The sequence below is a fragment of the Stenotrophomonas sp. CS3K5 genome (genome assembly GCF_059515225.1).
Window position 1 is genome coordinate 36,368 of sequence record NZ_JCAKRX010000002.1, and the last position, 20,508, is coordinate 56,875.

Genomic DNA, 20,508 nt, shown 5'->3' on the forward strand with positions numbered 1-20,508 from the left:
AAGCGCCGCCGGCTCAATCGTCCGGATTGACGTCCAGCATCTCTTCCATCTGCTCCAGCGTGCCGTGGTCCTTGATGACCCGCTTGAGCCAGACGTGCAGCGGCATCTCGCCCCATCGCGCGGCCTTTTCGGCCAGATAGGCCACCGGGCTGTGCGGTTCGGTGCGACGGAAGAATTCGGCGACCTGGCGCAGCTGCTGCAGCGCTTCCTTGCGTGAGCCGGGCGCGCCTGCAGGACCACGCACCGGCGTGGCCGGCGGCGCGTCGAAGCTGATCGGCGCAGCGGCAAAGCCGGTGTCACCGGCGCCATCAGGCGCGGCTTCGGTCTCGCCGTCCAGCAGCACGCCGGCATCGCGGGCGAAGCGCTGCACGGTGCGCTGCAGGTGCTCGAGCTGCTCGCGTACCGCGCTGAAGCTGGGACCGTCCAGGCCCAGCCGGTTGTCCACTGCGGCCTGCAGTTCTGCCAGTGCCTGGCTGCAATCGGGCAGGTCATCGGCCAACTGCCGGTAGAAGCCGTGCTGGGTATCGCGGCGGGCGGCGTTGAGGATGTCCAGGCCGGGGCGGCCATCGTCATCCTCGCCACTGTTGGCGCGCGCGTGCGCATGCTCGAAATCGGTGAGGCTGAAGCGCCCCTGCGGCGCGGCGATGATCGGCACCGCACGCAGCCACTGCAGCGAGTTGGTCAGCAGCCAGCTGAGGTTGCCGATGCGTTCCTCGAAGTCACCATCCGGTGCCTGCGGATGCACCGACTCCCAGTAGCGATCGCACAGGCCGGCGGTGACCCGGTAGCCCGCGGCCAGGCCCTGGAATCCTTCCAGCTGGGTGGCCGCTTCGCTCAGCCAGCCGGCCAGGCGCAGATCCTTGGTACGGGTCTGCAGCAGGTCGCTGGAGTCGCGCAGCACGCTGCTCCAGTCGGCGTACTTGATGTCGGTCTGCCACGCACCCTGGTCCAGGGTCGGGTCGTCGGCGCGACGGTTTTCGATGATCCGATCGAACTCCGCCGAGAACGACAGGTCTTCACCGGTCGGGGCGTGGTCCGAAATCGGGGCCAGCAGGGCTTCCTGATCCAGCATGGCAGGTCTCGTTGGGGACTGCCGATGATTCTAGCCGTTGAATGTGAATGCCGTTGCGGGTTCGGGGGAAGTCCCGATGCCTGAATACGGCTTCCCGGTGGTTATGTGACGGAAAGCGCAGTTTGTCGCGTCATTCTGCGTCGTGATTTTGACGAACACCTCGATCTGATAGATTTGAAGGCTGGAAACCGACGCCATGTGCCGAGAGTCTGGCGTCTCCACTCTGGAAATGGCATGGATCAGCTGAATTACCTGATGACGCAGGCCGCCGGTCTTGATGACGGCCAGCGCTTGTATCGTCTGCAGTCCGGTGCGTTTACCGCCTGCACCGTGGAACGCTGGCGTGGACGTGACGCGCTGGCCGAGGACGCATGGACCGAGGTCGATGTGCTGGCCACCGACGCGGGTGTGGCATTGGCTGCGCTGCCGGCCACGCGCGCCACCCTGATCACCCAGCTCGCCGACGGCGGGCAATGGCAGCGCAGCGGCCTGGTGGCTGATGCCGCCCGGCTCGGCGGCGATGGCGGGCTGGTGCGTTACCGGCTGCGACTGGTGTCCTGGACCTGGTGGTTGCAGCATGCGCGCCACAGCCGCGTGTTCCAGGAGCAGAGTGTTCGCGCCATTGTCGACACCGTGCTGGCCGGGCACGCCGATATCGCACGCTGGCGCTGGGCCGAAGGCGTTGACGCCTTCCTCGGTACGCGTGTGCGCAGCTACTGCGTGCAGTACCGCGAAAGTGATCGCGATTTCCTGCAACGGGTGCTGGCCGAAGAGGGATTGGGCTGGCGGCTGTATGCCGACGAAGAGGCGCCCTGCGGCAATGGCATGGAGATCTTCGCCGACAGCGTTGCGCTGCCCGAAGACGCCACCAGCGCGGGAATCGGCGTGCGTTTCCATCGCAGTGATGCCACCGAAAGCAGCGACAGCGTGCAGGCCATTGGCCTGTGCCGGCGCCTGGCCAGCACGACGGTCAGCCTGCAGAGCGATGATTACCGCCAGGTGCGTGCGCTGGCGGGGCAGTCGCCGATGGACGGCGGTGGCAGCGAGTCGGCACGCGAAGATTTCGATGCCGTCGGCGCCTATGCCTTCAGTGACAGTGCTGCCGCGTCGCGCCAGGCCCGGTTGCTGGCACAGGCGAGCGAAGCGCACAGCCGGCACTGGCAGGGGCACGGCACGGTGCGCGGCCTGCACTCGGGCAGCTGGCTGCGCCTGCAGCAGGCCCCCGGGGCCACACCGCCGGAATTGTTGCTGGTCAGCGTCGATCACGCCGGCATCAACAACCTGCCTACCGACCTGCGGCGCAGCCTGGAGGATGCGCTGGGCGTGGCGCCGGCCGAGGGCGATGACGCCGCGCTCTGGCAGCAGGCCGAAGCGGTGGGCTATGGCAACCGCTTCGATGCGGTCGAGCGCAGCCTGCCGTGGCGGCCACGGTTGCTCGACGGCACCGGCGCGCGCCTGAATCCACGCCCGACCGTGCCCGGCTACCAGACCGCCGTGGTGGTGGCTGGCCAGGGCAGCACCGGCAAGGACCTGCATGCCGACAGCCACGGCCGTGTACGCGTGCGCTTCCATTTCCAGCAGGGGCAGGGCGATGGCGCCCATGACAGCGCCTGGCTGCGTGTAGCGCAGCGCTATGCGGGCCCGGGGGTCGGCAGTCAGTTCCTGCCGCGCATCGGCCAGGAGGTGCTGGTGGGCTTCCTCGACGGTGATATCGATCGGCCCCTGGTGCTGGGCGCGCTCTACAACGGCCGCGGCGAAGCGGGTGTGGCGCCTACGCCTGCCGGTGCCAGCGCCGAAGGCGACGTGTCGGCCTACGGCCAGGCCGCCGATGCACGCAACAGCGCGCAGGCCAATCTCAGTGGCGGCCAGGCGCCGGCCTGGCATGCCGGCGGTGCCGGTGAACAGGCGCACCGCCAGGGCGGCGCGCTATGGGGCATCCGCTCGCGCGAATGGGACGGTGGTGAAGGCAGCAACCATCTGCTGTTCGACGATTCCAACCAGCAGCTGCGTACGCAGCTGGCCAGCAGCCAGCAGGTTTCGCAACTGACGCTGGGCCACCTGCGCCACCAGGCCGACAACTACGTCGGCAGTGTGCGTGGCACCGGCTTCGAACTGCGCAGTGACGCATGGGGCGCGGTGCGGGCGCCGGCGGGCGCGTGGTTCAGCGCCTATGGCCGGCGCCCGAATGCACCGGCGGGTGAAGCGGTGCAACCCTCTGCGCTGCTTGCCCAGCTGCAGACGCTGGGCGAGCGTTTCACGCGCGCCGCACGCACGCATGTAACCAGCCCGCTGGCGATGCAGGAGGGTGCAAAGGCGGCCGGGCAATCCCGGCTGGTGGCCGACCAGTCGCCGGTTCCGGCAATGCTGGCCAGCGTGCGTACCACCACTGGCGGCGATGAGTTCGAGGCCGGGAAAAGCGGCGCGACCGAGCGCAGGCCTGACCCGGGTCAGGGCAGGGTGCCGCATCCAGGCGACCCGCTTCTGGGCCTGGCGGCACCAAAGGGACTGGCGCAGGTGGCGGGACAAACCCTGCATTGGAGCAGTGGTGAGGGCCTGCTGCTGGCCAGCGGTGCTGAAAGCGAAGCGGTGGTGATGGGGCAGGCACGGCTTCATGCGGGGCAGGCTATCGGCGTGCTGGCCTGCGTCGTCGAGGGGGCCGGCGCCGGATCGACCGCGCTGGATGTGGTGGCCGGCAGTGAAATGCTCGACATGCAGGCGCACGCAGATCAGATCCGGATCCGGTCGCGCGCTGCGCTGCGGGGTGCCAGCGCGCAGGCGCCCGTCGAGCTGGCCGCTGCCACGGTGCTGCGTGTGGCGACGTCCGGCGGCGCCAGCCTGACCATCGCAGGCGGCAACATCACCATCGACTGCCCCGGAACCATTACCGTGCATGCGGCCAGCAAGTCGTTCGTCGGGCCGGCGCAGCAGGGGTATCCGCTGCCGCAGTTCCCGCGCAGCAGCTGCAAGAGCTGCATTCTCGACGCGATGCGCCAGGGAACACCGGGAGTGCTGGTGTGATCCATCGCTATGCCGTGATCGACAGCGCACAGAGACCGCATTTCCATGCGCGGCTGGAGCGCCTGGGCGCGCGCTATCGGTCGTTGTTCGAGGGCACGGCCGAAGCGGGCCTGCTGGATATCGCGCCGTTGCTGGTGGCCTGGCCGGAGGCGGCGCGCACCGCGCTGGACACGGAGATCGGGCAGATGGGTGCGCAGAAGCCGGGTGTCAGCCTGCTGTGGAGCGCGCTGGAACTGGATGAACTGGCGCGCCAGCTGCGCGCTTTCCATCTGGCCAGGGTGCCCGAGAAGGGCGGCCGCGAAATGCTGCTGCGCTGGTATGACACGCGCATCCTGCCGGCCCTGCTTGACCTGTTGCGGCCTGATCAGCGTGCGGCCCTGCTGGAAAACGTGCAGCGCCTGCAGTACTTCGATCGCTTCGGCGAACTGCAGCAATGGCCACTGGACGCAATGAGCGAGGCGGGTCTGCCGGCACTGCCACCTTTGCGCCTGGACGAGCATCAGTACGCACGTCTGCTGGATGCGTGCGAGCCGGATGTGGCGATCGCGCAGCTTCGCCGGGTGATTCCCGATGAGATGAAAAAGGTGCCGTACCGATCGCTGTATCCGTTCATCGTCGACCACCTGCAGGACACGATGGCCCACGGCGTGGACCAGGTGGACGATCACGTGCAGTACCTGCTGCTGGCGCTGTATACCTCCGGCGCCTGCCGCGCGCATCCTGCTGTGCAGGCACGGTTGGCGCAGCACGCAGGAACCTGCGAGGTGCCTTTCGCGGACTGGGCATTGGCCCTGCCGGAAGACATCTGGTTGACCGGCGTTCCGCTGTGGGACGCCACCCGCGTTGCGTCGCAGGCTGTTGCGGCACCCTCCAGGACCTGAAGAAATGATTGTGTACAAGATGCGTATTCCGCCGCTGTGCGCCCTGGTTGTACTGCTTCTGCTGCCGGTACTGGCCGCCTGCAAGGGGCAGCCTGCGTCGACACCGGTGGGAGTGCGGGGCTACAACCACACCGACCATTCCATTGCGCAGTTCCAGGTGAATGGTGGAAGCGGAGGGTCGGCTCGACGTCACTCGGCAGGCGGCACGGTCTGCTGCGCTGTCGTTCCTGACCGATGGACTCCAGATCTGAAGGTGGAGATCGAATGGACAACCGACCTGGAAACCTACCAGAAGGCGACGGTATCCATCCCCAGGTACAACGAGGTTGGCAGTCTCGCGGTTCACTTCCTGCGCAATGGTCAGGTCAAGGTATTTGTGACCAACCTGATACTGGGGCACCCGGACTATCCGTTGACGGGACCGGAGGCGCCGTTGCGTGAGGGTGAGAATCCCGTGTGGGAGCACCTTCGGCGGCCGCCCACCCGTTGAGTGGAGGTCGGGTGGGATCGACAAGGACAAGGAACCGGGCAGGGACGGATATCGGAACCAGGAGGCAAGGACATGAATGAACGCACGGCGACTGGCGCGCAGCCCATGCCCGCCAATGGACAGCGCGCATTGAGCGGCGCTGAGGCACAACGACGGGCGCAAGCGATGGCGTGCCTGCGCGAGAAGGGGTCGCAGTGCCAGGGCCAGGTGCATGTGAGCATCTACTTCGATGGAACCGGCAACAACCGTGAGTGGGCAGGTACCTTCGTGACCGGCAAGACACGGGCCACCCGCACCCAGCTTGCGCGCAACGGCCACAGCAATGTGGCACGCCTGTACGACGCCAGCCTGGCCGAACCGGAGAATGGCTTCTTCAGCGTCTATGTGCCTGGGGTGGGGACGCCGTTTTCCGAGGTGGGCGATACCAACCAGGATGGCGACACGCTCGGCGGCGGTGCCGCACGCTACGGTGCCGATCGCATCCATTGGGCGATCCTGCAGGTCATCAACTCGGTGCACCAGTACCTCAAATCCAGTGATCTGATCACGCCGGCTGAAGCCAAGATCCTGGTCGGTTCGATGAGCGAAACGCGCCTGCTGGAAGGGATGACGCGCCGCGCCATGCTGACCGGAATCGCGCAACGCCTGGAGCAGGTGGTGAAAAGCCACCAGCGTCGCGTCACCTCCGTTCACGTGTCGGTGTTCGGCTTCTCGCGCGGTGCCGCGCAGGCGCGGGCGTTCGTGCATCGGTTGTATGAAACCGCCGAGGCCTGGGGCAGCGGCTGTGGCTACAACATCGCCGGTGTTCCGCTCTACCTCAATTTCATGGGCATCTTCGACACCGTGGCTTCGGTAGGCGTTGCTGCCATGAGCCGGGTATCAAAGGGCAAATGGGACTGGGCCGCCGGTGACATGATGAGCATTCACCCCGAAGCCCGGCAATGTGTGCATTTCGCTGCCCTGCATGAGCAGCGCATCAATTTCCCGCTGGATCTGGCTACCAGCGGGCGCGAAGTGCTTTACCCCGGCATGCATTCCGATGTCGGTGGTGGCTACTCGCCCGGCGGCCAGGGCAAGGACTTCGTGTCCGGCGCAGCCAACGGCAAGGCCAAGTTGTCACAGATTCCGCTGATCGACATGCATCACGAAGCCATCAAGGCGGGCGTCATGATGGAGACGATCACCGAGCTCAACCAGGACCCGGCCTATGCCACGCATTTCGGCTGCCATCCGCAGTTGATCCGGGACTACAACGCCTGGCTGACCGGCCATGGGGTGCCCGCAGGCGCGCACACCCAGCAGATCACCGGTCATTGCCGGCAGTACGTGGCCTGGAAGGGCAAGCGCCTGCCCAACGGCCCACAGAGCCTGCTGCAGCAGCCGTTCTTCAAGCAGTCCGATGCAGAGGACCAGGTGGATCTGGCCAACGCGCAGCGCGACTTCGCCAATCTGGTCGCCGAACTGGCCCAGGGCAAGAGCGACATGGCGGCCTACCGCAGTCAGCTCAATGAAAGCCAGAAGCGCATCGACGCCGGGCGCAAGGCCGGGCGTCCGGTGTTCGAGCCGACGCCGCGAGCGTCCGCCGCGGCCTACACCTACGCCGGCATTCCCGCCGAGACCAGTACGCTGCTGGACCTCGTGCTCAACGCGACGCCGGTGCCGGATGTCAGCACCACGCTGTTCGACAATTACATGCACGATTCGCTGGCCGGCTTCTACATGATGAAGTGGACGGAGCTGAACATCCCGCGCCTCAACACCTATGGCTATCTGCGCTATCGCGAAGTGTTCAGTGTGGCCGGCAGGCGGGCTCAGGAGTGCCGCAATCCGGCGACCCTGCCACCGGCGAATGTCCCGTCCATCGGCGGCGCGTTCCAGCAGCTTGGAACGGCAATGGGAGGCTGAGCATGCGCAGTCGCGCGAGCACGTGCGCTACCCCAGGGAGACGGGCCGTGTGCCCGCTGCTGCTGGCCTTCCTGTTGTTGCCATTGGCAGCGTGCAGGCAGGCACCCGCGCAGGCGGTCGAACAGGCCGACGCCGCACGCTCCGCGCAGGCTGCCATCGAGGCGCAGATGGCCGCCGACGCGCATGCCGTGCAGGGAGCGCCGCCGTTGCCGGGCGATCCGGACCGTACCGAAACGCTCTTTGACGGATTGCTCACCTGCCAGCCCAAGGGCTGGTATCTGAGTGCAGAGTCCGGGCGGCCGGCCAATCCCTATCTGGCCCGCCACGCGCCGCAGCCCTGTGAGCGCGATGAGGCCTTCGGGATCGCCTACTTCTGCGTCAATGCCGATTTCCACGGTCTGCCGGTCTACAGGGTGGTGACCCACCTCGGCACCGCGCCCACACCCATGGGTCTGCTGATCGATCTGCCCGTGGAGCAGGCGCGCAGGCGTGCACGGAAGGCGCTGGGCACCGGGTTTCCGCACGATGCGCGGAGCGCGCGCGGTGAGCGGCCGCAGCTGGGCCCGCAGGGTGACAATCCACAGAAATCGCAGTTGTTGTGCACGCCGGGCTGGGCGTAGGCCGAGATCGGTGCGGCCTTGCCCTGGCTTGGCTACCGCCGGGGGATGGCATGGCAACGGCGTCATCTTCATGGCATCCTCACGAAACTGATTGGCCAGGTGCCATCGACGGATGAACGACATGCAGAACTGGATCGGACGCTCGGCCGGCGGGCTTGCGCTGGCGCTGTGCCTGGCGGCGCCGCTGGTACAGGCGGGCGAGCCGGTCTTCGGCGGCTGGCGCAACCTGGACTCTCGCGACGGCGCCGAGCCAGCGTTGCGTGACATCCCGTTCGCGGTGCTGCCGGCGGCCGTGGCCAGCGATGCGCGCTTCTCGATCTACGACCGCGAGAGCAAGCGGCTGGTGTGCTGCCTGCAGGTGGCCAGCGCCGAACTTGACGACACCGCGCTGCGCAAGGTCTATCAGCTGCCCGAGCAGTGGGTGACCGACCTGCGCAATGGCCGCAGTGCGGCGCGGCCCTGGCCGACGCGGGTCTATGAAATGCGCCGTATCGGCGAGCTGGTCGACTACGGTTTCAGCGATGCGCCCGAGGCCTACAGCGACCTGGGCGGGCTGCTGCTGCCCGCCGACGCGCGCCTGCTGCCCGATGGCAGCGTGAAGGCGGGTGCAACCTATCGCCTGCAGTTCCGCAGCACGCCGCTGGGCGATGACAGCAGCGCGCTGGACCGCTTCACCCTGCAACCGGCGCAGGGTGCCGGCAAGCCGGTGGTGGTCGAAGTCTCCTACGGAACCTATTGATCCAGCGCGTCATTCGGGTGTGACGGCGTGCGCGTGCACCGCCGTAGTCCATCTGCTACCGTCGCCCTACAGGGGAAGGACCTGCCCGCCGCCGCCGCGCGGGCAGCAACGGTGGGGACGCCATGGAAGCGATTCGCAACCTCATGGTGCAGGCAGCCGGCCTTGATGCCGACAGCCGCCTGTATCGGTTGGAGCTACCCGGCCTGCCAGCGGTCGTTGTCGATCACTGGCATGGCCATGACGCCCTCTCGCAGGGGCGGCATCTGACGATTGATGTACTGGCACTGGACGCTTCGCTGCCGCTGGCCGACTGGCTGGGGCAGCCCGCGTGCCTGCATGTGCGGTTGGCCGACGGCCAGCCGTGGCCGCGCCACGGCGTCATTGCCGATGCGCGCTGCACCGGCAGTGATGGAGGCCTGGCGCGCTACCGGATCACCCTGCGCGACTGGACCTGGTGGATGGACCAGGCGCGGCGCAGCCGTGTGTTCCAGGAGCAGAGCGTGCGCGAAATCGTCGACGCCGTGCTGCAGGGGCATGCGCCGTTGGCGCACTGGCGCTGGACCGACGAGGTCGATGCGTTCCTGGCGGCGTCGCGGCCTCGCAGCTTCTGCGTGCAGTACCGCGAATCGGACCTGGCCTTCGTGCAGCGCCTGCTGGCCGAGGAAGGGCTGGGCTGGTGCGTGCAGGAAGCGCAGGACGCCGCTGCGGGGCATGGCATGCTGCTGTTCGCCGATTCGACGGTGCTGCCTGAATCGCAGGAGTCACGCAGTGGCGGCGGGATCCGCTTCCACCGCGCCGATGCCAGCGAACGCAGCGACGGCGTGCAGCGGCTTGGGCAACACCGACGACTGCACAGTACGCGGGTGCAGCTGCACAGCAGCGATTACCGCAGCGTCCGCTCGCTGGCAGGGCAGCTGCCGCTGCAGGGCGACAGCGAGGCGCCGCGCGAGGACTACGATGCCATCGGCGCACATGCCTTCGCCGATGCCGCCGAGCTGCAGCACCATGCCCACCGGGTGGTCGAGGCCATGGAGGCGCAGGCGCTGCAATGGCAGGGCCGTGGCAGCGTGCGCAGCGCCGATGCCGGCCAGGTGTGGGTGCTGACCGGCCTGCCGGGCGAGCGGCCGGCGGAGCTGATGCTGGTGAGCGTAGAGCATGCCGGTGTCAACAATCTGCCGGTTGATCTGCGCCAGGCAGTGACGGCACCCGAAGCCGTCAGCACAGAGCGCGACACGCTCGCAGCCCAGGCGCGTGCCCAGGGTTACAGCCAGGCATTCACCGCGCTTGCGCGTGACCGCCACTGGCGGCCGGTACTGCGCGATGGCACCGGTGCGCGGCGCAATCCACGCCCCCTGGCCCCCGGCTACCAGACGGCGATCGTGGTGGCCGGGCAGGGCAGTACCAGCGATGAAGTGCATGCCGACGCGCTGGGACGGGTACGTGTGCGGTTTCATTTCCAGGACGGCGCAGAGGGCGCCGACAGCGCCTGGTTGCGGGTGGCGCAGCGCTATGCCGGGCCCGGGGTCGGCAGCCAGTTCCTGCCGCGGATCGGCCAGGAAGTGCTGGTCGGCTTCCTCGAAGGAGACATCGATCGGCCACTGGTACTGGGCGCGCTCTACAACGGGCGTGGCGAGGCCGGGGTGGCGCCGACGCCGGCAGGCGCCAGCGCCGAAGCCGATACCACGCCGTTTGCCCAGGCCCGCGATGGTGCAGGCAGTGCGCAGGCCAACCTCGGTGGTGGCCAGGCACCGGCCTGGCATGCGGCCGCTGGCGGCGAGCAGGCGCACCGGCATCCTGGTGCGCTGTGGGGCGTGCAGTCGCGCGAGTGGCAGGGACAGGGCTGGAACCGGCTGCTGTTCGACGACAGCGACCAGCAGCTGCGCACCCAGCTGGCCAGCAGCCAGCAGCACTCGGCACTGAGCCTGGGCCACCTGCGGCACCAGGCCGACAATCATCGCGGCAGCCTGCGTGGCAGCGGCTTTGAACTGCGCAGCGATGCATGGGGCAGCGTGCGCGGGCAGCGTGGGTTGTGGCTGGATGCCTACGCCCATCGTGACCCGCAACCGGCAGGATCCGCGGCACAGCCGGCGGCACTGCTTCAGCAGGTGGCGACGCTGGTGCAACAGCAGGCCGACGCGGCGCGCACCCACCTGACCGTACAACCGGCCTCGCATCTGGGCGTGCAGTCGCCGCAGCGCTCCAGGCTCGACAGTACGCGTGCGCCGGTGCCGGTGCTGCTGGCCAGTGTGCGCAGCACGGTGCCGGGGGCGGATCTGCAGGAGGCCACTGGCGCCGCCGCGCAGCGCAGCGGCGATGCAGGCGACGGTCGTGTGCCGCATACCGGCGACGCGCTGATGGGCCTGGCCGCGCCGGAGGGTGTGGTGATGGTGGCGGGCCAGGGGCTGCATTGGGCCCAGGGTGAAACCCTGGTGCTGGGCAGCGGCCAGCACAGCGATGCGACGGTGATGGGACAGGCGCGCTGGCACGGGCGGCAGGCGATCGGTGTGCTGGCGGCCGCCAAGACCGGCGCCGATACCCGGGCGCCGACGCTGACCCTTGCCAGCGCCACGCAGCAGCTGGACATCCTGGCGCAGCAGGACCGTGTGGCGGTGCAGGCCCGGCAGTCGCTGCATGCCGCCAGTGCGCAGGCCGCTGTCGAACTTGGCGCCGGGCGTACGCTGCACATCTCCACCGCGGGCGGCGCCAGCGTCACCCTCAGTGCAGGCAACATCGTCTTCAACGCGCCGGGGCGCATCACCGTGCACGCCGGGCGCAAGTCGTTCCTTCCCGGCGGCGGCGGTCGCTACCCGCTGCCGGTGTTCCCGCAGTCGGTATGCAAGGAGTGCCTGCTGCTGGCGGCGCAGCGGGCCTCAGCGCTGACCCCGAAGGGGGGCTGAGCATGCGCAGGGACTGGCATTTTCCTCCACTTGCGCTGCCGCCACTGGACGCGGACGCGCAGCGTTTCGTGCTGCTCGATGGCGCGCAGTGCGATCAGCCGTTGCAGCTGCTGCGTGCGCTGCCGTGGGCGCCGCTACGGTTGTTTGATGGCCTGCTGGCCGACGGCACCGATGATGCCAGCGTGTTCCTGGCGCGGCTGCCGGCAGACATCGACATCGACCGCTTCCTGCAGCGGGCGGCGGCGCAGGCGCGTTCGCCGGGCCTGCTCAGCGTGATCGAAACGACATTGACCGGTGAGGCACTGCAGCAGCGCCTGCAACGGCGCCTCGATGCCTGCTACCCCAATGGCAAGGAGTTCCTGGCACGCTTCTTTGATGCGCGTGTACTGCCCTGGTGGGTACAGGTGCTGGACGAGGCGCAGTGCCGTGCCTTCCTGGCCCTGGGCGAATGCTGGTGGTATCTGCGCCATGACCTGCAATGGGCGCGGCTGGAACTGGCCGATGTCGTGCCGGATCCGCATGACCCGCCGTGGGTGCTGGAGGCGCCGCAGCGGCGTGCGCTGATCGACGCCAGCTACCCCTACACCCTGATCGACCATTTCCAGCTGACCGACCCCGAGCTGTTGGCGCGCCTGCAACGCGCGCGCTGGTACACCTTCTTCCGGCGCGTGGTGGCAACGGCCGCGGCGGCCGGCATTGAGGACAGCCGTCGTGTGGTGATGGTGGCGACCTGGGCGCTGCTGGCTGGCACCGATCTCGGTGAGGATCCGGCCTGGCAGCAGCGCCTGCAGGATTTCGCCAGTGGCCGGCGCAGTGCGGCCGATATCGGCGATGAAGTCTGGCCGCTGGAAGAAAGCTGGGATTGAACGGAGCGAGATCGCGATGATGAGCAACAAGTACCTGTGGTGGAGCGCGCTGGCGGTGATCGCGCTGCTGGTGGTGGGTGTCGGCTGCAGCCGGGCGATGGCGCGCGGCAAGACGCCGGTCATGTCGTTGTTCGCGTTCAACTACAGCCCGTATTACCTGGCCGATGTGCGGGTCGATGGGCAGTTTCTGGGAGGGGTGAGCGGTTACACCAACGGCGGCTCCGGGATGGGGCCGCGCGCGCCGCGCGGCAAGGGGCCGGACAGCGTGCGGGTGCGCTGGATCGAGGCCAACCGCTACGATCTGGCCACCAACCGCTACCTGAGCGAAGGGCACCGCGTGCCGCGCGAAGCGGTGGTGCAACTGAAGACGCCGTATCCGCCCAACCCGGCCACGCTGCTGCTGCATTTCTATGCCGACGGCCATGTCGAGGCCGAGCTGCTGGACAAGGGCGTGAACAAATGGGACGTGCGACGCATGCCGGTGCCGAAGGAGCACAAGGACCATGACCAGTACTGATCCGACCGCGATTCCGGGCCAGGTGGATCTCGAACCCGGTACCCCTGATCCGATCGCGCAGGCTGAGGGCACGGCGCGCACCGCGCGGCTGGCCCGTGGCACGCGTCCATTGAGCGATGCCGAGCGTCGCCGTCGCCAGGAAGCGATGTGCGGCACGGTGCCCGACAAGGAAGCAGCCACCACCGGCTGTACCCAGAGCCTGCACCTGAGCGTGTTCTTCGATGGTACCGGCAACAATCGCGATGAAGAGCTGGCCAAGGGGGAGGAAGAGCGCGCTCTGTCGAACATCGCCCGGCTGTTCATTTCGCACAAGGACGATACGCGGAACATCAAGCGCCAGTATCTGGCGGGCGTCGGTACGCCCTGCCCGGAAGTCGGTGACAGCGGCGGCCTGCTCGGGTTGTCGATCGGCAAGGGCGGTCGCGAGCGCATCGACTTCGCGCTGCAGGCACTGGACGAGCTGATCGACAGCCAGCCCGAGCCGATGCGCATCCTGGTGGTCAGCGTGTCGGTATTGGGTTTTTCGCGCGGCGCGGCATCGGCACGCGCGTTCGCCCGCGACCTGGCCGCGCGCTGCCGGCGCCAGGCCGATGGCACCTGGCTGTACCGCGAGCGCATTCCGCTGCGGATTGGTTTCATGGGCGTGTTCGATACGGTGTGCTCGGTGTGGCCCAGCCTGGCGGCCGCCGCGGTGAACTACCGCAATGGACATACCGGCTGGGCCGAGGGCATGGCGGTTCCGGAAATCGTGGAGCAGTCGGTGCACATGACCGCTGCTCATGAGCTGCGCGGCCAGTTTCCGCTGGATTCAACGCGGGAGCACGGGCTGTACCCGGCCAACACGGTGGAAATCTGGTTCCCCGGCGTGCACTCGGATGTGGGCGGTGGCTATGACCCGCAACACCAGGGGCGCCAGAACAGCATCGCGCGCTTTGCCCTCAACGAGATGTACGACATGGCGCAGGCCGGTGGGGTGTTGCTCCATCCGGTGAGTGAACTGGAGCCGTTCCTGAAGGCCGAGTTCGACAAGCAGGATCCGGAGCTGCAGGCGGTGTTCAACGCCTATCTGCAGGCGGTGCGGGTCAAGCGCGGGCGCATGGAGGACGTGCAGGCCTCGCACATGGAGCTGCTGTACCGCTGGCTGCGGGTACGCGTGGCGCGCGGTGACAAACTGCCGTCGATGCAGCGGTTGGCGGCGCGCGAGGACGCGCTGCGCGAACAGGTGCGGACCCTGCGCCGTCGCCAGTCGCAGCTGCCATCGCCATGGGGCAATGACAACCTGCATCTGGCCGACCAGGGCAATGCGGACAGGACGGCCGAATGGAACCGGGTGTCCGACGAACTGAAGGCGCGGGACGATGAGCTTTCGGCGGTGCGCAAGCAGCGCCGCGGCCTGGAGAAGGAGAACGACACGATGCTGGGCAAGATCGTCAGCCTGCGCCGCCGCCGCGAGCGGGGCGCGACGCTGACGATGGCCGAGCGGGTGACCCTGGAGTCGTGGGACAACACCACGCTGTTGCCGCCGGAGGTGGAGGCCTTCTTCGACGGCTACGGCCACGACTCGGTGGCACACTGGTTCATCGGCAACCTGAGCCAGTGGCGGGTGCTGTACTTCGGTGCCACCAAGTACACGCCGGGCAAGGTGGAGGAGAAGGCCGAAGCCACCGAGGCGGTGCCTGGCTGAGAGGGCGGGCTACACTATGCGCCGCGGCCGTGGGCCGAGCCATCGATGTGAGTGCCGTGCCCCGTCTGCCGTTGCTGTTGTCCTTGTCCCTCCCGGCGCTGGTGGGCTGTGCCAGTGCGCCCCCGCCGCCGGCCCACTCCGACGCGCTGTGGCGGCTGATCGAACGGGATTGCCGCGGCGCAGAGGGACCGCGCGGTGACTGCCTGCGGGTGGAAAGCGCGGCTGACCGTCGTGACGTGCTGGTCAAGGATGCGCACGGCGACTACCAGTTCCTGCTGATGCCGCTGGACAAGGTCAGCGGTATCGAGAACCGCAGCCTGTACCAGCGTGGCGCGCCGAACTATTTCGCTGCGGCCTGGCAGGCGCGCGGCCATACCGAACAGGCGCTGGGCCAGCCACTGCCGCGTGAGGTGGCCAGCCTGGCGCTGAACTCGCCGCATGGCCGTTCACAGCACCAGCTGCACATCCATGTCGACTGCCTGCGCGCCGACGTGCTGCAGGCGCTGGATGCGCAGGCCGGCACCCTGGGCCAGCGCTGGGCGCCCTTGGCCACGCCGTTGCGCGGCCACCGCTACCAGGCCCGGCTGCTGCCGGGTGACGCGCTGACCGCCAACCCGCTGAATCTGCTGGCCTACGATCTCAGTGGCGTGACCGATGTCGGCCAATGGAGTCTGGTCGTGGCTGGACGTGATGACGTACAGGGCGGGCCGGGCTTCATCCTGCTGGCCACGCGGGTGGACGCCGCCAGCGGCAATGACGCCAGTGGCGAGGAACTGCAGGATCACGCCTGCGCCGCCGTGACCGGCGCAGGGCAGGCGCTGGAACGGGTGCGCTAACGTATCGCCTGCTGGCGATTGCGCCATCCGGGCGCGGTCAATGCCAGCAGCTGGCGATCGTGCCAGCCCGCGGCGTCCAGGTGCTGGTCGCGAAGCACGCCTTCGCATTCGAACCCGGTGGCACGCAGGGCGTCGGCGAACGGCGAGGTGCATGACGGCGGCAGCAGCACGTAGATGCGATGCAGGCCGACGTTCTCGAACAGGAACGCGCACAGCGCCTGCAATGCCGCCTGCGGATAGGCGTGCCGATGCTGCAGTGACTGGATTTCCGCGCAACGCGCATACGCGGACTGCAGGCGCACGTGCACCTGGTCCAGCAGGGTTCCATGCACGTCGTCGAATACGCCCAGCTGCAGCTGATCGTGGTCGTATTCCAGGCAGGAGCGGTGCATGCCTGCGAGGAACCGCGCTTCCTCATCGATGCCAGGCACATGCACGTGGCCACGCCGCCGGGCGTCATCGAAGATGCGCCAGCGGGGCAGGTCGGTGCGCAGGAAGGAGCGCAGGGTCACCGGTGCGGCCTGCAGGTGCAGCAGGTGGCGTCGCCGGACCGGATGCAGGGGTGGGAGGCAGGAAGGTTGGGCACTGTTGTTCATGCCCCGCACGATGCGAGGACGCCTGCCACGGCACCATTCAATTCGTTGCAAAAGCGGCTTGGCAGGGGCGCCAGGTCTGATTCGGTTCAGGCATAAGCCCATCAAGGCTGATCATTTCCACTGAAACTGCCCATTCAGGACACTTTCGTTACGGGATCGTTATGCGCCGCACCGGCGGCTGTCCTCCCGTACCACCCCATCGTCCCCAGGAAGCCCATGTCCGCCTCTCCCAAGGCGCTGCGCCCGCGTCCGCTGGTGCTCGCGCTGTCGTCCCTGATGCTGGTCTCGCTGCCGGCCCTCGCGCAGGAAAGCGCACCCACCTCATTGCAGGAAGTAAAGGTCACCGGCTCGCGTATTCCGCGTGCCAGCGTCGAAGGGCCGTCGCCGGTAACGGTGATCAGCCGCGAGCAGATTGACGCGCAGGGCTACCGCAATGCCTTCGACGCGCTCAGTGCGTTGACCGAGAACACCGGCAACGTGCAGGGCGAGGACTTCGGCAACACCTTCACGCCGGCCGCCAACACCATCAACCTTCGCGGCCTGGGGCCCAACCGCACACTGGTGCTGGTCAACGGTCGCCGCCAGTCCGACTACCCGCTGGCCTACGAAGGCTCGGTGAACGTGGTCAACCTGGCCAACATTCCCAGCGCGCTGATCGAGCGCATCGAGGTGCTGGCCGCCGGAGCGTCGGCGGTGTACGGCTCTGACGCCATCGCCGGCGTGGTCAACATCATCCTCAAGGACCGCTTCGACGGTGTGGAGGTCAACGCGCGTGCCGGCGGTACCCAGCGCGGCGGCGGCGACAACCAGCGCGTGCAGGTGGTTGGCGGCGGTTCCGGCGAGCGCTGGGAAGGCGTGTTCGGCCTCGAGTTCGATGTGCGCAAGGCGATCCACGCGCATCAGCGCGACTTCATGGACTCGCTCGACGATGACCCCACCGGCAAAGCGCCGCAGGCCACTGCGATCGCCTATCGCCGCAATGCCGCCACCGGGCGCAACATCGATCCGGGCGTGAACGGGTGCGACGCTGCCTCGGCCATCTATGGCGGCAGCGTGTTCCGTGCCAACAATCCACGCCAGGGCGCGTACTGTGGCAGCAATGAAGCGGCCGCCAGCTATTGGACCGTGCAGACCCAGAAGCGCAATCTCAATGGCTACGGCCTGCTGACCTTCCACCTGGATGAGCGCACCGATCTGTTCGCCGATCTGGCCGTGGGCAGTGCGCAGATCTACAACAATACGCGCGCGCCCACCTGGACCTCGGCACGCAATTACTTCTACAACCAGACCACCGGCAACCTGGAAAGCTGGTACCGCCGGTTTGCACCGGAAGAGATTGGCGGCCTGCCGCGCAATGCCAATCGCTTCCTGGAAAATTCGTGGTCGTTCAACGTCGGCGCACGTGGCCAGTTCGGCGACAGTGGCTGGGATTACGAGGCGGTCTACAGCCGCTCGCGCTACGAGAACCGTACCCGTCGCCCGGTGCTGCTGGCCGGCATCAACGAGTACCTGCTCGGCCCCAGGCTGGGCGTGCGCAACGGCGTGGAGGTCTATGCGCCGGATCCGGCGCGCCTGTTCCAACCCTTGACCCCGGACGAATACCAGGGCTTGTCCGGTTATCAGGAGAGCCGCAATGCGGCGTGGCTGCAGACCTTCAGTGCCAGCATCAACGGCCGCCTGTTCGCGCTGCCCGGTGGTGACGCCGCGCTGGCGGCGGTGGTCGAGGCCGGCAGCCAGGGCTACCGCAACCGCCCGGACCCGCGCCTGGGCACCGGGGAGTTCTGGAACACCAGTGCTGGCATCGGTGCCGGCGGTGAGCGCGATCGTTACGCGGCGGGCGTTGAACTGCAACTGCCGTTGCTGCAGTCGCTGACCACCACCCTGGCCGGTCGCTATGACCAGTACCGGGCAGGCGGCGAGCACATCGGCAAGGCGACCTGGAGCGTCGGTGTCGAGTTCCGCCCAGTGGAAAGCCTGCTGATCCGCGGTTCGGCCGCCACCAGTTTCCGTGCGCCGGACATGAACTACGTGTTCGCCACCGAGACCCGCGGCTATAACCCGGGCATGACCGACTACTGGCGCTGCCGTACCGCCGGCCAGTCGTATGACAACTGCGACTACAACGGCCTGTCGATCGACTACAGCAACCGCGCCAATCCGCAGTTGCAGCCGGAGACCGCCAAGTCCTATGGGTTCGGCGTGGTCTGGTCGCCGTTGGCCGGGCTGGATTTCAGTGCTGACTACTACGACATCCGCATCGACAACGAGGTCACCAGCCTCGATACCAGCCGCATCCTGCGTGATGAGGCCGACTGCCGCCTCGGCCGCACGCTGGGCGGCGAGACGCGTGACCTCGGCTCGCCGCTGTGCCAGGACGCGCTGTCACGGGTGATCCGCAATCCGTCCAACGCGACGGTGCAGCCGGACCAGGTGACCCGCGTGCTGATCAACCCGATCAACGCGGCGTCCGAATCGGTGCGCGGCCTGGACCTGAAGGGCAACTGGCGCTTCGACGCAGGTCGCTATGGGCGTTTCACCACGCGCCTGGCCTATACCGTGGTGCTGGACCACACCTACAGGCAGTTCGCCGATGACCCCGAGCGTGACATCCGCAACTCGCTCGACAACTGGCAGTGGCGCAGCAAAGCCAATGGCAGCATCACCTGGAGCCAGGGTGACTGGACCACCACCCTGTACGGCAATCGCTTCGGCTCGTTGCCCAAGAGTGATGGCAGTGGCCGCATCGCGCCGTACATGACCTACAACGCCAGCGTGTTCCGCCAGTTTGGCGAGAACCTGTCGCTGGGCGTGATCGTCAACAACCTGCGCGACAGCCGCCCGCCGGCGGACAGGAATGGCGGTGGTTGGCCGTTCTATCCGGTCGGCAATTACGACCCGTACGGCCGCCAGTACTGGGTGCAGCTGGACTACCGGTTCCGCTGATCCGGTGGCAAGCGAAAGGCCCGGCATTGCCGGGCTTTTCTTTGTGCGTTGCACCGGCCTGGCGGCAATGAGCGTGGCATGCTGTTGCGCTACACGGAGGAGCAGGCGCATGGATGTCAGGGTGTGGAGTGTGATGGCAGTGGTGGTCCTGGCCGGCTGCAGCGGCAGCCAGGTGGGCAACGTGGACGAGGCGGCGGAAGCGCCCGTTGCGGCGGCGGTGCGATCCCAGTCGGTCGCAGCCAGCGATGCTGGATCACCGCGTGCGTCAACAGCGACGGCAACGGCGGGCGCAACGGCTGCCCACGGGTCCGCGAACGTGGAGGGTCACTTCCTCGAGGGTGAGCGTCTGCTGATGGCTGACGGCGGGGTGTCTGCGCAGAAGAGCGAGGCGGTGTTGGGGTCCGACAAGGCATTCGCGCAGGCGATCGGCCAGTTCGAGCGCGACGCGTCCAGCCGCCCGGAGGTGCAGGACCTGACGGGTCTCTACAAGGACGCTGCGACCCGGCTCATCGGCAGGGATGGCACGCTGGTGTCCTTTGCCTGCGGCTACAGCCTGTGCGTCGGCGAGATCCGCAGCCGTACCGAGGAGGATTTCAGCGCCTGGTCCGAGGCGCTCGGCATGGACAAGGCGAGCCCGGTCTACAGCCTGACCACGGCGCCGATGACGTGGGGAAGGGACCAGCACGGCGGGCGTTTCGTGTTTTCGGTGGACCCGGCTGCCAACACAATCACGGGTCAGTAGCGGCGCGTTACGGCAGCGCCTGCACCAGGTACGACTCGATGACGTAACTGAAGGGCTGCTGCTGGCGGTCGCGCAACAGGGCGCGCACTTCCAGGATGACGCCGTGGTCGCCCTCACCGCGCGGCGGCCAGAAGGTCTGGTCGGCCAGGGTCTGGCGCTGGAAGCCCAGCGGGCCGACCACGCGGCCGAACGGTTCGTCGGTGCTGTCCAGCACCTGGTTCATGGCCGGGCTGAGGTGACCGGGCAGGTACCAGTTGTCGGCCTCGGACAGCACGCGGCTGCCGCAGACCAGCTGCACGCGGCGGTAGCGCAGGGGCGTATCCGGCTGCATTGCGCCCAGTGCCCGCAGGACGTCGGCCGGGGCCGGCTTGTCCTGGCCATGCACCCGCACCGCGCGCACCCGTGCCTGCTCGGCCAGGCCGTGCTCGGCGCACCAGTGCTCCAGGGTGGCCGTTGCACTCTGCCCGGACAGCACGCGCTGGTGCAGCCGCTCGACCAGCGCGGCCGGCGCGATGCGTTGCTGGCCCGGCGGCGCCTGCAGCGGCGCCGCGGCCGCAGCATCGGTGGCGGACAGGCTGGCGATCGGGGCGGCAGCGAGCAGCGACGCGGCCTGCCAGCGGCGGAGACGATCGTGGCGGTCGGACGGGCCCATGCGGCATCACAGCGGAAACAGGCGCCTATGGTACCCGTTCAGGGGTGTCC

Annotated in this window: 16 protein-coding genes; 13 read left to right on the plus strand and 3 right to left on the minus strand. The window is 67.9% G+C overall.

What is annotated here, in order from left to right:
- Nucleotides 1-13: 13 nt before the first annotated feature.
- Nucleotides 14-1,072: a type VI secretion system protein TssA gene (gene tssA / locus AC5YGJ_RS02785; protein WP_496185629.1), complete on the minus strand. Its 1,059-nt coding sequence runs from the start codon at nucleotides 1,070-1,072 to the stop codon at nucleotides 14-16.
- Between the two features lie 234 nt (nucleotides 1,073-1,306).
- Here tssA and AC5YGJ_RS02790 point away from each other — a divergent pair, with 234 nt between their 5' ends.
- The 11 genes from AC5YGJ_RS02790 (at nucleotide 1,307) to AC5YGJ_RS02840 (ending at nucleotide 15,525) form a co-directional block, all read left to right on the plus strand.
- A complete protein-coding gene (locus AC5YGJ_RS02790; RefSeq protein WP_496185630.1) occupies nucleotides 1,307-4,090 on the plus strand; it encodes a type VI secretion system Vgr family protein in 2,784 nt (927 codons plus the stop codon).
- Complete coding sequence (locus tag AC5YGJ_RS02795) at nucleotides 4,087-4,971, plus strand: DUF4123 domain-containing protein (RefSeq protein ID WP_496185631.1); 885 nt, start codon at nucleotides 4,087-4,089, stop codon at nucleotides 4,969-4,971. Before AC5YGJ_RS02790 ends, AC5YGJ_RS02795 begins: the two co-directional genes overlap by 4 nt.
- Nucleotides 4,972-4,975: 4 nt before the next feature.
- Nucleotides 4,976-5,461 carry a DUF3304 domain-containing protein gene (locus tag AC5YGJ_RS02800; protein WP_496185632.1) on the plus strand — a complete coding sequence of 162 codons (486 nt, stop codon included), beginning with the start codon at nucleotides 4,976-4,978 and terminating at the stop codon, nucleotides 5,459-5,461.
- 72 nt (nucleotides 5,462-5,533) lie between these two features.
- Nucleotides 5,534-7,366, plus strand: coding sequence for a T6SS phospholipase effector Tle1-like catalytic domain-containing protein (locus tag AC5YGJ_RS02805; protein ID WP_496185633.1), 1,833 nt, complete (start codon nucleotides 5,534-5,536; stop codon nucleotides 7,364-7,366).
- Between the two features lie 47 nt (nucleotides 7,367-7,413).
- Nucleotides 7,414-7,986 (plus strand): hypothetical protein, encoded by a 573-nt coding sequence (locus AC5YGJ_RS02810; RefSeq protein ID WP_496185634.1) that lies wholly within the window; start codon nucleotides 7,414-7,416, stop codon nucleotides 7,984-7,986.
- Nucleotides 7,987-8,107: 121 nt separating this feature from the next.
- The gene (locus tag AC5YGJ_RS02815; protein ID WP_496185635.1) at nucleotides 8,108-8,725 is read left to right on the plus strand and encodes a decarboxylase; all 618 of its coding nucleotides are present in this window, start codon (nucleotides 8,108-8,110) and stop codon (nucleotides 8,723-8,725) included.
- Between the two features lie 122 nt (nucleotides 8,726-8,847).
- A complete protein-coding gene (locus AC5YGJ_RS02820) occupies nucleotides 8,848-11,622 on the plus strand; it encodes a type VI secretion system Vgr family protein (RefSeq protein ID WP_496185636.1) in 2,775 nt (924 codons plus the stop codon).
- A gap of 2 nt (nucleotides 11,623-11,624) precedes the next feature.
- The gene (locus AC5YGJ_RS02825; protein WP_496185637.1) at nucleotides 11,625-12,488 is read left to right on the plus strand and encodes a DUF4123 domain-containing protein; all 864 of its coding nucleotides are present in this window, start codon (nucleotides 11,625-11,627) and stop codon (nucleotides 12,486-12,488) included.
- Between the two features lie 19 nt (nucleotides 12,489-12,507).
- Nucleotides 12,508-13,005: a hypothetical protein gene (locus AC5YGJ_RS02830; protein ID WP_496185638.1), complete on the plus strand. Its 498-nt coding sequence runs from the start codon at nucleotides 12,508-12,510 to the stop codon at nucleotides 13,003-13,005.
- On the plus strand, nucleotides 12,992-14,689 hold the full coding sequence (locus tag AC5YGJ_RS02835) for a T6SS phospholipase effector Tle1-like catalytic domain-containing protein (protein WP_496185639.1): 1,698 nt from the start codon (nucleotides 12,992-12,994) through the stop codon (nucleotides 14,687-14,689). The genes AC5YGJ_RS02830 and AC5YGJ_RS02835 overlap by 14 nt, the downstream gene beginning before the upstream one ends.
- 56 nt (nucleotides 14,690-14,745) lie before the next feature.
- Nucleotides 14,746-15,525: a CDP-diacylglycerol diphosphatase gene (locus AC5YGJ_RS02840; protein ID WP_496185640.1), complete on the plus strand. Its 780-nt coding sequence runs from the start codon at nucleotides 14,746-14,748 to the stop codon at nucleotides 15,523-15,525.
- Here the strand turns inward: AC5YGJ_RS02840 and AC5YGJ_RS02845 are convergent.
- Nucleotides 15,522-16,121, minus strand: coding sequence for a GNAT family N-acetyltransferase (locus AC5YGJ_RS02845; protein ID WP_249843740.1), 600 nt, complete (start codon nucleotides 16,119-16,121; stop codon nucleotides 15,522-15,524). The genes AC5YGJ_RS02840 and AC5YGJ_RS02845 overlap by 4 nt on opposite strands.
- A 216-nt stretch (nucleotides 16,122-16,337) precedes the next feature.
- Here AC5YGJ_RS02845 and AC5YGJ_RS02850 point away from each other — a divergent pair, with 216 nt between their 5' ends.
- Complete coding sequence (locus tag AC5YGJ_RS02850) at nucleotides 16,338-19,064, plus strand: TonB-dependent receptor (protein WP_496185641.1); 2,727 nt, start codon at nucleotides 16,338-16,340, stop codon at nucleotides 19,062-19,064.
- A 109-nt stretch (nucleotides 19,065-19,173) separates the two neighbouring features.
- Nucleotides 19,174-19,806, plus strand: coding sequence for a hypothetical protein (locus tag AC5YGJ_RS02855; RefSeq protein WP_496185642.1), 633 nt, complete (start codon nucleotides 19,174-19,176; stop codon nucleotides 19,804-19,806).
- Between the two features lie 7 nt (nucleotides 19,807-19,813).
- Here AC5YGJ_RS02855 and AC5YGJ_RS02860 read toward each other — a convergent pair whose 3' ends face one another.
- Nucleotides 19,814-20,458: a hypothetical protein gene (locus AC5YGJ_RS02860; RefSeq protein WP_496185643.1), complete on the minus strand. Its 645-nt coding sequence runs from the start codon at nucleotides 20,456-20,458 to the stop codon at nucleotides 19,814-19,816.
- Between the last annotated feature and the right edge of the window lie 50 nt (nucleotides 20,459-20,508).

Bases quoted from the DNA above. Each gene is read 5' to 3' on its own strand.
- tssA (WP_496185629.1), bottom strand. From the start codon at position 1,072: ATGCTGGATCAGGAAGCCCTGCTGGCCCCGATTTCGGACCACGCCCCG.
- AC5YGJ_RS02790 (WP_496185630.1), top strand. From the start codon at position 1,307: ATGGATCAGCTGAATTACCTGATGACGCAGGCCGCCGGTCTTGATGAC.
- AC5YGJ_RS02800 (WP_496185632.1), top strand. From the start codon at position 4,976: ATGATTGTGTACAAGATGCGTATTCCGCCGCTGTGCGCCCTGGTTGTA.
- AC5YGJ_RS02805 (WP_496185633.1), top strand. From the start codon at position 5,534: ATGAATGAACGCACGGCGACTGGCGCGCAGCCCATGCCCGCCAATGGA.
- AC5YGJ_RS02815 (WP_496185635.1), top strand. From the start codon at position 8,108: ATGCAGAACTGGATCGGACGCTCGGCCGGCGGGCTTGCGCTGGCGCTG.
- AC5YGJ_RS02820 (WP_496185636.1), top strand. From the start codon at position 8,848: ATGGAAGCGATTCGCAACCTCATGGTGCAGGCAGCCGGCCTTGATGCC.
- AC5YGJ_RS02825 (WP_496185637.1), top strand. From the start codon at position 11,625: ATGCGCAGGGACTGGCATTTTCCTCCACTTGCGCTGCCGCCACTGGAC.
- AC5YGJ_RS02830 (WP_496185638.1), top strand. From the start codon at position 12,508: ATGAGCAACAAGTACCTGTGGTGGAGCGCGCTGGCGGTGATCGCGCTG.
- AC5YGJ_RS02835 (WP_496185639.1), top strand. From the start codon at position 12,992: ATGACCAGTACTGATCCGACCGCGATTCCGGGCCAGGTGGATCTCGAA.
- AC5YGJ_RS02845 (WP_249843740.1), bottom strand. From the start codon at position 16,121: ATGAACAACAGTGCCCAACCTTCCTGCCTCCCACCCCTGCATCCGGTC.
- AC5YGJ_RS02850 (WP_496185641.1), top strand. From the start codon at position 16,338: ATGTCCGCCTCTCCCAAGGCGCTGCGCCCGCGTCCGCTGGTGCTCGCG.
- AC5YGJ_RS02855 (WP_496185642.1), top strand. From the start codon at position 19,174: ATGGATGTCAGGGTGTGGAGTGTGATGGCAGTGGTGGTCCTGGCCGGC.
- AC5YGJ_RS02860 (WP_496185643.1), bottom strand. From the start codon at position 20,458: ATGGGCCCGTCCGACCGCCACGATCGTCTCCGCCGCTGGCAGGCCGCG.